Source organism: Empedobacter sp. UBA7252, from assembly GCF_002472765.1.
GTDB lineage: Bacteria > Bacteroidota > Bacteroidia > Flavobacteriales > Weeksellaceae > Empedobacter > Empedobacter falsenii_B.
The window spans coordinates 1-14,457 of sequence record NZ_DKSQ01000084.1; the positions used below are offsets into that span (position 1 = coordinate 1).

10 protein-coding genes are annotated in these 14,457 nt (G+C 32.7%); 7 read left to right on the top strand and 3 right to left on the bottom strand.

The features are described 5' to 3' along the window. Window positions 1-99 precede the first annotated feature (99 nt). The 3 genes from B2X73_RS11970 to tsaD form a co-directional block, all read right to left on the bottom strand. Complete coding sequence (locus B2X73_RS11970; RefSeq protein WP_291053520.1) at window positions 100-453, bottom strand: hypothetical protein; 354 nt, start codon at window positions 451-453, stop codon at window positions 100-102. 97 nt (window positions 454-550) lie between these two features. Continuing rightward, window positions 551-1,258 (bottom strand): RsmE family RNA methyltransferase, encoded by a 708-nt coding sequence (locus B2X73_RS11975; RefSeq protein ID WP_221854794.1) that lies wholly within the window; start codon window positions 1,256-1,258, stop codon window positions 551-553. Further along, window positions 1,258-2,277 carry a tRNA (adenosine(37)-N6)-threonylcarbamoyltransferase complex transferase subunit TsaD gene (gene tsaD, locus B2X73_RS11980; RefSeq protein ID WP_291047078.1) on the bottom strand — a complete coding sequence of 340 codons (1,020 nt, stop codon included), beginning with the start codon at window positions 2,275-2,277 and terminating at the stop codon, window positions 1,258-1,260. The genes B2X73_RS11975 and tsaD overlap by 1 nt, the downstream gene beginning before the upstream one ends. A gap of 63 nt (window positions 2,278-2,340) precedes the next feature. Between tsaD and B2X73_RS11985 the strand changes: the two genes are divergently transcribed. From B2X73_RS11985 to B2X73_RS12015, 7 genes are all read left to right on the top strand, one after another. Next, the gene (locus B2X73_RS11985; RefSeq protein ID WP_291096517.1) at window positions 2,341-6,936 is read left to right on the top strand and encodes a translocation/assembly module TamB domain-containing protein; all 4,596 of its coding nucleotides are present in this window, start codon (window positions 2,341-2,343) and stop codon (window positions 6,934-6,936) included. 213 nt (window positions 6,937-7,149) lie between these two features. Continuing rightward, on the top strand, window positions 7,150-7,620 hold the full coding sequence (locus B2X73_RS11990; RefSeq protein ID WP_038336320.1) for an Lrp/AsnC family transcriptional regulator: 471 nt from the start codon (window positions 7,150-7,152) through the stop codon (window positions 7,618-7,620). Window positions 7,621-7,653: 33 nt separating this feature from the next. After that, the gene (locus B2X73_RS11995) at window positions 7,654-8,355 is read left to right on the top strand and encodes an NUDIX hydrolase (RefSeq protein WP_038336322.1); all 702 of its coding nucleotides are present in this window, start codon (window positions 7,654-7,656) and stop codon (window positions 8,353-8,355) included. Window positions 8,356-8,364: 9 nt separating this feature from the next. Further along, window positions 8,365-8,847 carry a hypothetical protein gene (locus tag B2X73_RS12000; protein ID WP_219034200.1) on the top strand — a complete coding sequence of 161 codons (483 nt, stop codon included), beginning with the start codon at window positions 8,365-8,367 and terminating at the stop codon, window positions 8,845-8,847. Window positions 8,848-9,054: 207 nt separating this feature from the next. Next, entirely contained in the window at window positions 9,055-10,470 is a 1,416-nt protein-coding gene (locus B2X73_RS12005; RefSeq protein ID WP_291096519.1) for an L-serine ammonia-lyase, read from the top strand. 264 nt (window positions 10,471-10,734) lie between these two features. Beyond that, the gene (locus tag B2X73_RS12010) at window positions 10,735-12,612 is read left to right on the top strand and encodes a DEAD/DEAH box helicase (RefSeq protein WP_125350223.1); all 1,878 of its coding nucleotides are present in this window, start codon (window positions 10,735-10,737) and stop codon (window positions 12,610-12,612) included. Between the two features lie 115 nt (window positions 12,613-12,727). Then, window positions 12,728-14,425 (top strand): AMP-binding protein, encoded by a 1,698-nt coding sequence (locus tag B2X73_RS12015; RefSeq protein ID WP_219034202.1) that lies wholly within the window; start codon window positions 12,728-12,730, stop codon window positions 14,423-14,425. The last annotated feature ends 32 nt before the right edge of the window (window positions 14,426-14,457 follow it).

Below are 14,457 nucleotides of genomic sequence, written 5' to 3' on the forward strand. Positions count from 1 at the left end.
TATTTAGGACGCTATTGATTTTTTATGTTGAAGAAAAAGAAAGTTGAAAATTAGAATTTAATATAAAACACAAATCCTCAACATAAGTTGAGGATTTGTTTATTTTTTTCTCTTTAAAATATAATAAAGCGTATCGTCATCATTTTCTTTTGAGGTATACGCAAACTGAAATTCATATCCACTCGCAGACATAAAATTCAACGCATCAATCATTGAATTAAATTTTACTGCAATTCCGCGTTCATCTTTTATTTTCAAACCAGTTTTAAAAGAAATTGATTTGGTTTCTTGTCCAAAATCCAAGCGAATATTCATTTTTGTACTCAAACCTCGTCCAGTTCCAATAATCTGTACATAGTCGACATTAATATCTTTAATCGGAACATCATTTACAGTTTGTGCAAATGAAAAACTTCCAATGAATAATCCCAAAATAAGTGCTAATTTTTTCATAAGTTTTTAATTTTGATAAAGATATTTATTTTCAGATAAAAGAAAAAAACCGATCCAACAGAATCGGTTTTTGTATAAAGTAATAGTTTTACTCGATTTATTTCAATCCCCAATCAACGGCAAAAACAGCTTGTAAAGCTGCAGTTTCAGTACGGAAACGTTGATATCCAAGACTAATTCCTGTGAAATTGTGATCTTCTGCAGCGAAAATTTCATCTCGCGAAAAATCACCTTCAGGACCAATCATAATTAAAATTTTCTGCGGGTTATTTTCCAAAACTGTTCTTAAAGGTGTTCGTTCAATATCCGCTTCGCAATGCGCAATACATTTCGTGAAACCTTCAAAATCCTGTTTGATAAATTCGTTGAATTTTGTCAAATCATTTACTTTTGGCAAATACGCTTTCAACGATTGTTTTGTTGCAGACTGAACAATTTTTTCAATTCGTTCAATTTTAATATTTTTTCGTTCCGAATGAAAAGTTTGCAAAAATGTAATTTCATCAACACCAATTTCGGTTGCTTTTTCCAAGAAAAATTCCAAACGTTCCATTGTTTTTGTTGGTGCAATTGCAACATGTAAATAGTAATTTTTCTGCTCGAAATTTGTTTTTAAATCAATTACTTTTCCTTCAACTGCTTTTTTAGAAATCGACGTAATTTCAACTTGAGCCAAATTTCCTTTTCCATCCGTCACATGAACCAAATCGCCTTCATTTCCGCGCAAAACTTTCGCAAAATGATGACTTTCTTCTTCGTTCAGGATAGCTGTTTCGTGATGAATTTCTCCAAAAAATAATTTCATTAAATATGGTATTTAGCCACAGATTTCGCTGTGTTTTTTGTAAATAACTCTTGATCAAATTTTAAACTTCCAACCATTGCAATCATCGCTGCATTATCTGTTGTATAAGCAAATTTTGGAATAAAAGTTTTCCAACCAAATTCTGTTTCTCCATCTTTTAATCGTTGACGAATTTCAGAATTAGCCGAAACTCCACCTGCAATAGCAATTTGTTTAATTCCAGTTTCGTCCGATGCTTTTTTTACTTTTTCCATCAAAATATTAACGATAGAATATTGAATAGAAGCACACAAATCGTCAATATTTTCTTCGATGAAATTTGGATTTGCTTTGACCTCTTTCTGAATAAAATATAAAATTGACGTTTTGAAACCGCTAAAACTAAAGTTTAAACCTTCAATTTTTGGTTTTGCAAATTTGAATTTTGTAGGATTACCAATCTTAGATTTTTTATCGATAATTGGACCTGCAGGATAAGGTAAATTTAAAATTTTACCTGCTTTATCAAATGCTTCACCAGCCGCATCATCAATCGTTTCTCCTAAAATTTCCATCTCAAAATAATTATTGATTTTCACGATTTGAGTATGTCCTCCAGAAACCGTTAAGCATAAAAATGGAAAAGTTGGTTTTTCGTCGTTGGCATCTTCAATAAAATTTGCCAAAATATGTGCTTGCATGTGATTGACATCAATCAATGGAATATCCAATGATTGACTGAAAGATTTCGCAAAACTTCCGCCAACCAAAAGCGATCCCATCAATCCTGGACCACGCGTATACGCAATTGCTTTAAGTTCTTCTTTTTTAATATTTGCCTGTTTTAGTGCTTGATCTACGACGGGAACAATATTTTGTTGATGTGCTCTCGAAGCTAATTCTGGTACTACGCCACCATATATTTCGTGAATTTTTTGGCTTGCCACAACATTAGAAATAATTTTATTTCCGTCAATAATTGCTGCGCCTGTATCATCACAAGAAGATTCTATGGCTAAAATGTAGTTTTTATCGCTCATAATTCGTTGTAGAATAAAATTTATAACTTATTTTTACCCTGCAAATATCGTAAATTTAAACCATTGAAAATAGTCAGACGAATAGGAAGATTTTTATTGTCGTTGATTATACTCGTTTTAACCCTTGTTTTAACAGTAGCAATCGCAATACAAATCCCTGCGGTACAGACAAAAATAGCTCACTTTGCATTAGAAAAATTAAATAAATCGCTGAACACACAAATGTATGTGGATTCGGTGGATATTGATTTTTTTGGACGAATATATTTCCATGGTGTTAAGATAAAAGACGATCATAAATATGATTTTATGAAGTCGAAAACCTTGGAAACGACAATTAATCTTTGGACACTTCTACCAGGAATCAAAAAAGATTACATTGATTTGAGTGAAGTGAAATTGATTGAACCCGAAATTCGTGTGATTACGTACAAAGGCGATTCGATTTCGAATTTCATCAAATTTGTCAATGGTTTTAGTTCTGATAAACCAAAAGATCCGAAAAAGATTTTCAAATTGGATGGAGATTTTATTTTGGAAGATGGTAAAGTTTCAATTGTTAATCAAAATTCTGGAAATGTTTGGTTGGATTCGAAACAACTGAATATGACTGTAAAAAAGTTTCGATTAGTTGATTCTGATATTACGGCTGATTTAGAAAACTTCTGCTTTGTTGCGACAAAAAATAAAGAAAGGTATAACGTACAAAACTTTACAGGAAAAGTTCATTATTCGAAAAAAGAAATTCGAGTTGGGAATTTGAATTTACGAACGGATACATCTGTTTTGAATGGGAATTTGTTATTGAGTTACGATGACCCCTCGGATATGGGAGAATTTGCTGATAAAGTTCGTTGGGACGTTTTTTTTGATCGAGGTTCTAAGATTAATTTTAAGGAAATTCGTTATTTTACTCCTTTATTTGATAAAAATTCGTCAGTAGATTTATATGGAAAAGTAAATGGAACGCTGAATAATTTGACTTTTTCTGATTTTGAATTGAAAGGTGAAGACAATTATGTTGGTGCTTCTCGCTTGCAATTACAAGATGTTTTGCATGGTTCTTTGCTGAATTTTTCGACAAGAAATGTAAAAATTAATACATCATATCAAAAAATAACAAAATTACTTCCAACCTTTGTTTCGAACAAAATTCCAAATATGTTGACACGTTTTGGAAATTTAAATTATCGTGGAGATATTTCATTAAATCCAAATGAAATTCATGCAAATGGTTACGCGGTTTCTGGACTTGGAGATGCTGATATTAAAGCGCAAATCAAGAATTATAAAAATGTAAAAGCCTTAATTTATAAAGGTACTTTAGATGCAAAAAACTTAAATCTTCGTCAATTAACTAATGCAAAAGATTTGGGTTATGTAAGCGGGAAGTTTAGATTTGATGGAAGAGGAACAGATTTGAAAAATATCAATTTAGATGTTGACGGAACGCTTCGTTACTTGGATTTGATGGGCAAACGTTATCAAAATATTACGGTTGATGGTTTGGTTAAAAATTATCAATTCAATGGATTATTCGATATCAAAGATCCAAATCTAAATGCGCAATTGAAAGGTAAAATTAACTTTAGTGGAAAACCTTATGATTTTGATTTTACTTCGAATATTCGTCAAATTAATTTAGATTTTCTTGGCGTTACAAAAAATCTAAATGCAATTGTACGCGGTGATGTAGAAGGGAATTTTAAGTTGACAAATATTAATGATTTTAGAGGAAATATTGATGTCAAAAATCTTTACTTCCGTTCGAAAAAAGATACGTTAGAATTGTCACATGTCATGTTGAATTCTCAAATAGATGGTTCGCATAAAATCATGACTTTGGATGTTCCTAATTATATGCGCGCTACAGTAGATGGTCGCTATAATATTACGGAAGTTGCCAATGTCATCAATAATTCGCTTGTAGATTTAGTTCCATCTTTCCGTCATAAAAAAGTTTCGCCAAATCAGGCTTTTTCGTTTGATGTTTATGTGCAAGAAAATTTATTACAATATATCGATTCATCTATTTCGATTGAACCTGATACGCATGTAAAAGGTTATATTGATGGTACGAAAAATCAGTTGGAAGCGACTTTGGATACGCCTGGAATAAAATATGCAGGAATTCAATTGTTCCAATCTAATGTTAATCTAAACACAATTGCGGAGTTGCCAACGTTGAATGCGAAGATTGATAGTTTGAAAGTAAGTGGTGTAACGATTAATGCAATTAACGTAAATTCGATTCCGAAGAATGATACGATGATTGTGAAAACAGATTTTAATATTGGTCGAAAAAATCCAATTTTATTTAATCTGAATCTTTTTCATACAGTTCAGAATAATAATGATTTGATTTTTGGATTTTCTCCTTCAACAATACAAATTGATTCGACACAATGGACAATTAATCATTTGAATGATGCAAATTCGAATCGTGTAATTTTTAATCGAATTAATAAATCATTAAAAGTTGAAGATTTATCATTAGAATCAGAAGAACAATATTTAAAAGTAAGTGGTTTATTTAATAACAACGTAGATTACAATTTCAATGCTGATTTTAAAGATTTGCATTTAGAAAAAATCATTCCTAAAACATTATTGAATAATCTAAAAATTGTCGGTATAGCAAATGGTAAAGTAGATATTATTCGTACAAAAGAAAAATTAGAACCAACACTTGAAGCTGAAATTGATAAGTTAGGTTTAAATGATTTTGAGCTTGGTAATTTGACTTTACAAGGAGGTTATAATGTAGCGGATAAACAATTTAATTTTGAAACAAGTTTACAGAAAGAGCAAATTCAATCGTTGGTTGCTTATGGTAATATTATTAATAAACCGACAGGTCCTGAGGTTGATGTAGATGTCAATTTTGACGAGTTTCACATCGATTTCTTAGAAGGATTCTTAAAATCTGTTTTCTCTAATATGCGTGGAACGTTATCTGGTGATTTAAAAATTACTGGACCAATTGATTTGCCAAATCTTAGTGGAAATATGATTGCAAAAGATCTTGGTTTGAAAGTGAATTTCTTAGGAACAGATTATTTATTTGAAGGAGAAAATGAATTGCTTGTTTCGAAACAAGGAAAAGGACAAGGTATTATCATGTTGAATGATATTGCATTTAAAGACACTGCGTACAATACAAAAGGAAAAGTTGACGGAGCAATTCTTTTCCGCAACTTATCTAAATGGGGTCTCAACTTAGATTTCGATACGCAAAATTTATTAGTGATGAACACGTCTATTAAAGACAATGAATTGTTTTATGGAAAAGTATTTGCGAAAGGAAATGTAACCATGTTTGGTGCGGTAGAAGAGTTGGAGATTGCTGGAGATGCGACAGTGGTTGGAAATTCTGAGTTAACGATAAATACAGGAAGTACAACAATTGAGTCAGAAAATAATTTGGTACGTTTTGTTCCTAACCAACATCTAGATGAAAAATCGAAAAATAACGAGCCTCACGCACCAAAAGGAATGTCGATAGATGTCAACATCAATGCGTATCCAAATGCGATGGTGAATTTGATTTTTGATGCAGCTACAAATGATAAAGCAACAGCGCGAGGAACTGCAGAAAATCTTAGATTCTTAATGAATAAAGCAGGATTGAGTATTACAGGGGTATATAATATAGAAAGTGGAACATATGAGTTTAGACAATTTCCGCTGATTCCAAAAGATTTTAAAATCAAAAAAGGATCTTCGGTACAATTTGCAGGAAATCCACTTGATGCAACGCTTAATATTACAGCTGAATATCAACGTTCGGTGTCAAATGTTGGAGACTATTTAGGTGTAGGATATTCGCAAATTTATGATGCTCTCTTATCAATTAATATTTCTGAAACGTTGAAAAAACCTATTATCGATTTTGGATTAACAATTCCTAATGCAGGTTCGGATATCAATTCGCAGTTACAATCAAAATTCCGTTCAAATACAGAAGAACAGATGCTTCAGTTTAGTTATATCTTATTGACAGGTAAATTTGGTGATGCTTCGGCTGTTCAATCTGGTGTAACAAGTACAGCTGCTGATATTGGTTTATCGACAATTGCGGGTATGTTGTCTTCTATTGCGAACAATGTAGATATACAAATGGAGTATGTCGGTGGTAGTGCGCAATCGGAGACAAATGATAAAATTAGAACTTCTGTTTCTTATCGGGTTAATAATCGTTTAAGTTTACGTGGTTCGTATGGAATTGCGGTTACAAATAATAGAAATGTACAAGAGAACTTCGATGGGAATTTTGATGTTTCTTATGATATCTCGAAATTAAACAATGGATCTTTGGTCTTAAAAGCATTTACAAAACCTACAACTTTCGGTTTATTGCCAGGAATGGAAAATAACTTAAATCAAAGTTTCGGAGTAGGAATTCAGTACAACAAAAGCTTCGATACGTTTAGAGGATTTTTAGGTTTAGATGAAAATAAACGAAAAGCAAAAGCTAAAAAAGAAGAGCAACAGCAAGAAAGATTTGATTCGATTGTACTTCCGAAACAGTTTAAAAGTGAGGAAAGAAGAATAGATTCTACTCGTCAAACTACAAAAGATACGGTCAAAGTTACGTATCAAAAAAGTACTCAACCTAAAGTGGAACAAAAACGTCGTGGTTTAGTCAAAATTAAATAAAAAAAAAATGAGTTTATTGTGGTTAGACAATAAACTCGCGCAAACAAACAAAAGTGATTAGTTCTTTCTTTTTTGAACTATTATTATAACAAAAGTAAAATATTAAATAAATCATTAAAAAATATTTTGAAGTTTGTTTGTTTTATTTATAATTTTGCTAAAAATTAATTCGATTTTTTATTAAAATAATAATAATAATCAAAAATTAGGAAAATGAATTACATAATTGATGATGTTGATAAGAAAATTTTGATGTATTTGATTGACAATACAAGAATGCCATTTACAGAAATTGCAAAGAAAATGAATGTTTCTGCTGGTACTATTCACGTACGTGTCAAGAAATTAGAGGAGGCTGGAATCATCAAAGGAACTACACTAATTACAGATTATGATAAAATGGGTTATCAGTTTGTTGCGTATGTAGGATTGTTACTTACAAAAACAAACAAAACTCAGAAAGTGATAGATGAATTATATAAAATTCCTAACGTAACAGTGGTTCACGTTGTGTCTGGAAAATATAATATTTTCTGTAAAATTCGTGCAAGAGATACTTCTGATGCGAAAGATGTTATCTACAAAATTGATCAAATTGATGATGTATTGAGAACAGAATCTATGATTTCGTTAGAAGAATCTTTTAACGATAAAAATAGATTGATGCATTCAATTTTTCATTAAAAATAAATTTCAATTTATTAATCATCCCACAAAATGACAGACGAAGAAAAAGAAAAATATTTTCAGGTCGCTCTATGTTCAAGTCTCGTACTTTTCGGGTTTGATGGAGAAGATCTCAAAATATTGGTGTATAAAAAACTAAACGATCCTTTCAAAGGAGCATTGGTTTTGCCAGGAAAATATATTGCGCCAACGGTAAGTAACGATCAAGCAATTCACGAATTGTTGATTGAGAAAATTGCTTACGATGAGCATCAAACATATATTGAACAATTGAAAGCTTTTACAAAAGTTTTTCGTAATCCATTAGGACGTGTTGTAAATGTTGCTTATTACGCTTTGGTTAAATTGACACCTCAAATAGAGGAAAAAGTGAAAACACAAGGTGGAGAATGGTATGCTTACGACCGTGTTCCGGATTTGGCTTTTGATCACAATGAGATTGTAAAATATGCAAAAGAGCGTGTGAAACGTCGTGTAAAACGTCGTCCAGTAGGATTTAACTTACTTGGAGATGAGTTTACAATTGCGCAATTGCAAAGTTTGTATGAAAAAGCCTTGAATCGTGAGTTGGATAAACGTAACTTTAGAAAGAAAATCTTTAACTCAAATTTAATTATCGAAACAGGTAATACAACAGATCCTAAACAACATCGTAAAGTATCTAAATTGTATCGTTTTGATGAAGAAAAATACGAAAAATTGAGTTTGAAAGGATATGATTTCTTATTTTAAAATAAAGCTATGACAGATCAAAAAGTAGAACAAAATCAAGAACGTGACGATATTTTTGACACAAAAGTTTTAATGTCGGATAATACCAAAACAAAAGATTTGAAACACGAAGGAAACAAAACATCATTCCTTTTCAAGTCAATGATCTTTATAATGGTTTTCTTGATTTTGAGTATTCTTTATCGTGGTTATCAATTATTGGTGACAAATGATTATTTGTTCCGCCAAATGATGAACGAAGATGCGCCAGAAATGCCAAAATGGTATCCAATTTCGACTCTTGTTTTAGGAGTTATTGCATTGATAGGTATCTTTTTAGTGAAATCTTATAAAAGAATTGGTGTATATATGGTTGTGACATCATTATTTGTGTCAGCAGCAATGCAGCCCGAATTTATGGCAGATGGAACACTTTTTACCATGTTTACATTATTTGTGTTTATAGGTTATGGTTTAGCGATTATCTATCCATATTGGCACAAGTTTAAATAAAAACTTAATAAAGTCTAGAAAAGAGGTTACAATTAGTTGTGACCTCTTTTTTTGATGCTAAATAATTTGTGTTAATATCATTCAATATGAATATTTTAAGCTTATTAATTGTTTAAGTTGATAAAAAAACTGCTTAAATAAAGCGAATATGAGAATTTAACGGCTATATTTGTCTTGTGTGGAAATAATATAAATTAAAAGTACAAAATGGATTGTATTTCAGTATTTGATATGCTCAAAATTGGCGTTGGTCCTTCAAGTTCGCATACTTTAGGTCCTTGGCGCGCTGCAGAAGCTTTTCTGAAAGAATTAGATGCTGCATCTATCTTTAATAAAATTACAAAAGTTCGTGTAGATTTGTATGGCTCTTTATCACTTACAGGTAAAGGACATGCGACTGATTATGCAGTAATGTTAGGGCTAAGCGGTGCTGATCCTGAATATATTCCTGTTGATGATATTTCGAATATTATTAATACGATCAATACAAATAAACAATTAAATTTTGGAAATAAATTTTTAATTGATTTTAATCCCGAAACTGATATCGTTTTCAATCGAGAGTTTTTATCTTTTCACGCTAATGGAATGATGTTTACAGCTTTTTATGAGAACGAAGAATTATCTTCTACGTTTTATTCGATAGGGGGAGGATTTATTACAAAAGAAGATGATAGTGCTACCAATACAGATGTCACTTGTGCTTTTCCATATTTATTTAATACATCAACAGAATTATTAGAATTTTGTTCGAAAGAAAATAAATCGATTTCTGAAATCATGTTCGAGAATGAAAAAACAATTCGAACTGAAGATGAAATTCACCACGAATTAATGCGTGTTTGGAATACCATGTTAGAGTGTATGTACATTGGTTGTCATACAGAAGGTATTTTACCAGGTGGATTGAACGTGAAACGTCGTGCTTACGTTATGCACAAGAATTTGGTTGGGGCAACACCTTATTCTAATCCACAAGAATGGATTGCTTCAATCCGAAAAACCAAAGTATATTTTCGTCAAATATTGAAATGGGTAAGTTGCTTCGCTCTTGCTGTTAATGAAGTAAATGCTTCTTTAGGTAGAGTTGTAACAGCGCCAACAAACGGAAGTGCAGGAGTTATTCCAGCAGTTTTGATGTATTATTTGGTGATCGAAAATCATAAAGCTGGTCAAAAAGAGATTGAACAATTCTTAACAACAGCAGGAGTTATTGGTTCTATTTTTAAGAAAGGAGCAACTATTTCTGCGGCAATGGGAGGTTGCCAAGCTGAGATCGGTGTATCTTCGGCTATGGCTGCAGCTGCATTATGCGAATTAATGGGAGGAACTCCTGCGCAAGTAACGATGGCTGCCGAAATTGCAATGGAACATCATTTAGGTTTAACATGCGACCCGATTGGAGGTTTGGTTCAAATTCCTTGTATCGAGCGTAACACAATGGGAGCGATTAAAGCGATAAATGCGGCAGAATTAGCATTGGATACAGATCCATTGACTGCGAAAGTTCCGTTAGATAAAGTCGTAAATACGATGTGGGAAACTGCAAAAGATATGAATAATAAATACAAAGAAACTTCTGAAGGAGGTTTGGCAGTTGCTGTAAATATTGCAGACTGTTAGTAATTTATTTATTATCAATAAAATAAAATTATGTGTATTAATTGTAAGGATTATGAATGTGTGTTGTGTATTTCAAAAATAATCCTTACATTTGCACAGCCTTTTAGAGTTAAGGTACGGATGTTAAAGAATATTCATTTAGGGATTTTTTAGGCTGCTCAGCCATTTAATTTTATTCTTTCATATCTGTTGGTTAAATAATTTAAAATAAAACCGGTGATATGGAATATAAATGAATTTCATTATCTCGGTATAGTATCTAACATGATTACATTCAAAGAATTAGGACTTCAAGAAGAAATCCTAACTGCAATTGAGAAAATGGGCTTCGTTAACCCATCTCCAATTCAAGAAAAAGCTATTCCTCAAATCCTTTCATCAGATCAAGATGTTATTGCATTGGCGCAAACAGGTACAGGAAAAACTGCAGCATTCGGGCTTCCGGTTTTAAATCAATTAGACAGCAATTCAAAATCAGTACAAGCAATTATTTTGTGTCCTACTCGTGAATTATGTTTACAAATTGCAAAAGAATTAGAATCTTTTTCTGCAGATATGCGTGGAGTACGTGTACAGGCAGTTTACGGTGGTGCTGACATCGTTAAACAAATTAGAGGATTAAAAGATAATCCGCAAATCGTTGTAGGAACGCCAGGTCGTACAATGGACTTAATCAAACGTGGCGCATTAAAAATTAATGACATCACTTGGACAGTTTTAGATGAGGCTGATGAGATGTTGAACATGGGATTCCGTGACGAAATTGATTCTATCTTAGAAACAACTCCAGAAGAAAAACAAACTTTATTATTCTCAGCTACAATGCCTTCAGAGGTTCGTCGTATCGCTTCAGAATATATGCACAATCCAGTTGAGATTGCTGTAAGTAAAGTAAATACTGCATCAAAAAATATCGAGCATCACGTTTACTTAGTACGTTCTTCTGATCGTTACTTAGCTTTAAAACGTTTGGCCGATTATTACCCAAATATTTATGGTATCGTTTTCTGTAGAACTCGTCGCGAAGCGAAAGACGTAGCAGATAAATTGATGCAAGATGGTTACAATGCAGACGCATTACATGGAGATTTATCACAATCACAACGTGATCACGTGATGGAGAAATTCCGTAACCAAAATATTCAAATCCTTGTTGCAACAGACGTTGCTGCTCGTGGTATTGACGTAAATGAGTTGACTCACGTAATCAACTTCAATTTACCAGATGATCCAGAAGTTTATGTACACCGTTCAGGACGTACAGGACGTGCGGGTAACAAAGGAATTTCTATCATTATTTCAGGAGGACGTGAAGCGCGTAAAATTAGAGATTTAGAAAAATTAATTGCTTCTAAAATCGAGCCTAAAAATGTACCAACTGGAGCCGAAATCTGTGAAAAACGTTTAATTTCTTTAATCGATAAAATCGAAAATATCGAAGTTGATGAAGAATTAATCGAGCCTTACATGGAAACTGTAAATGAAAAATTGGCGAACTTAGATCGTGACGATTTATTAAAACGTTTCATGACAGTTGAGTTCAATTCTTTCTTAGAATATTACAAAAACACGAAAGATATTTCTTCTGAAGGAGATCGTGGTGATAGAGGAGATCGTTCTTCTAACCGTCGTGGTGGACGTGATTTCTCTCGTTTCTTTATTAATATTGGTCAAAAACACAATTTACGTGTTCCAAACTTAATTGGTTTAATTAACGAGCAAACTCGTAATCGTAACATCGAAATCGGAAAAATTGAAATTTTACGTAATTTCTCTTTCTTCGAAGTTGATACACAATTCGAATCATTAGTGTTAGAATCTTTCAAAGATGCACAACGTGATGGAGTAGACTTAGATGTTCAAATCTCTAAACCAGAACCTAGACGTGGTGATGGTGAGCGTCGTGGTGGAGATCGTCGTCGTAATGACAGAGGAGATTCTCGCGGACGTGGTTTCAATAGCCGTCGTGATAATGACCGTGAAAGAAGTGGAGGTTATCGTGGTGGAGATCGTGATCGCGGAGGAGACAGAGGTGGATTCCGTGGAGGTGATCGTGACCGTGATTCTAGAGGTGGAGATCGTGGTGGTTACCGTGGAGGAGACCGTAATAGAACAGGAAACTCAAGAAGAGGTAGAGATTAATATATTCTCAATAAAAAATAACAAAAAGGATGATTTTATAAAATCATCCTTTTTTATTCATAAAACTTCTGTTTGAATAAATAATTTTTCTATATTTATTCAAAACCACAAATAAATGACAGTACAAGAATTGTTTAGCTCTATTCGATTATCCATCGAAGAAGAGAATTATACGCAATTAAAACAGATTAAAATTTTCAAACCAGAGAAATTCAATTGGGTGAAGGATATTTTTGAGCCTTATAATGTTGCTCAATTAGGAACTCAAAAAGGTTTAATTTGGAAGTATAATGAAGAACGAGAAGATTATACTTTTCAGAATTTAGCTGATAAATACAATCAATTTTTAAACTATTTAAGAAACAAAGGAATTGTACAAGGAGACAAAATGTTTTCTCAAGTTCCATTATTACCGATTACTTGGATTGGTTATTTGGCTTCTATCAAAGGTGGATTAATTATTATTCCAGCCGCAACAACTTTAGAAGCAAGGGATTTAACGTTTAGATTCGAGTCTTCTTTTCCAGAAGTTGCTTTAGCAGATCAAGCAAATGCATCGAAAATAGATGAAGCAGAAGCAAAATTTGATAAAAAGATTAAGGTAAAATTAATCACAGAAGGCGAGCGAGAAGGTTGGATAAATATCAATGAGTTATGGAAAGAATCTATTCAAGCTGAGGCTGCAGATACAAAACCAGACGATGATTTATTCTACTTTTTTACTTCAGGAACGACAGGAATGCCGAAAGTTGTGGTGCATACGCATTACACTTATCCGCTTGGAGGTTTCACGACTTCTTCTTGGGTTGGAATGAAAAAAGGTGATTTACATTATAATATTTCTCAACCAGGTTGGGCGAAATTCTTTTGGAGTAGTTTTTTTGCTCCATGGAATATGGGTGCGACAATTTTGGGTTATCATTCAGATAAATTTGTTCCGAAAGAACAATTACAAACCATTCAAGATTTGGGTGTAACAACTTTTTGCGCACCACCAACAGCTCTGCGTGTATTGATTTTAGAAGATTTGAAAAGTTATGATTTCAAACTTCGTCAATGTGTTGCAGCTGGTGAACCGCTTAATCCAGAAATTATAGATGTCTGGAAAGAAGGTACAGGAATTACGATTCGTGATGGTTATGGACAATCAGAATCAACTGCGATGATTGCGAATTTGCCAAATGAGAAGATTAAATATGGATCGATGGGAAAACCTGCGTTTTTATACGATATTGTGATTGCTGATGATGATGGAAATATTGTACAAGATTGCGAAGAAGGAAATATTTGTGTTGTGCATAATGAAGAAACCATCAATGGAATTTTCAAAACTTATTTGATTCAGAAAGATAAAATGGCGAAAGTTTTCAAGCATGGATTATATTATACAGGAGACAAAGCTTATAAAGACGAAGATGGTTATGTTTGGTTTGTTGGGCGTGATGATGATGTGATAAAAGCGTCTGATTTCCGTGTAGGACCATTTGAAGTAGAAAGTGCTTTGTTAGAGCATGATGCCATTATGGAAGCTGCTGTTGTGGCAAGTCCGCATGATTTGAGAAGTAATGCTGTAAAAGCTTTTGTTATTTTAGCACCTGGAAATGAAGCTTCGGAAGAATTAGCAAAAGATATTTTTAGATATACAGAAGAGCATTTAGCACGTTACAAAATTCCACGTATTGTGCAGTTTGTGGAGAGTTTACCAAAAACAATTTCAGGAAAAATACGTCGAGTGGAATTGCGTAACCAAGAAGCTGTTGATAAAAAGAATAAAACGATTATACCAAACGAATATTTTCACGAAAAATATTAGTCGAGCTTAAAATTAACACACAAAAAAACCAC

Excerpts from the sequence above, each read along its gene's own strand:
- B2X73_RS11970 (WP_291053520.1), bottom strand. The coding sequence starts at position 453 with ATGAAAAAATTAGCACTTATTTTGGGATTATTCATTGGAAGTTTTTCA.
- B2X73_RS11975 (WP_221854794.1), bottom strand. The coding sequence starts at position 1,258 with ATGAAATTATTTTTTGGAGAAATTCATCACGAAACAGCTATCCTGAAC.
- tsaD (WP_291047078.1), bottom strand. The coding sequence starts at position 2,277 with ATGAGCGATAAAAACTACATTTTAGCCATAGAATCTTCTTGTGATGAT.
- B2X73_RS11990 (WP_038336320.1), top strand. The coding sequence starts at position 7,150 with ATGAATTACATAATTGATGATGTTGATAAGAAAATTTTGATGTATTTG.
- B2X73_RS11995 (WP_038336322.1), top strand. The coding sequence starts at position 7,654 with ATGACAGACGAAGAAAAAGAAAAATATTTTCAGGTCGCTCTATGTTCA.
- B2X73_RS12000 (WP_219034200.1), top strand. The coding sequence starts at position 8,365 with ATGACAGATCAAAAAGTAGAACAAAATCAAGAACGTGACGATATTTTT.
- B2X73_RS12005 (WP_291096519.1), top strand. The coding sequence starts at position 9,055 with ATGGATTGTATTTCAGTATTTGATATGCTCAAAATTGGCGTTGGTCCT.
- B2X73_RS12010 (WP_125350223.1), top strand. The coding sequence starts at position 10,735 with ATGATTACATTCAAAGAATTAGGACTTCAAGAAGAAATCCTAACTGCA.
- B2X73_RS12015 (WP_219034202.1), top strand. The coding sequence starts at position 12,728 with ATGACAGTACAAGAATTGTTTAGCTCTATTCGATTATCCATCGAAGAA.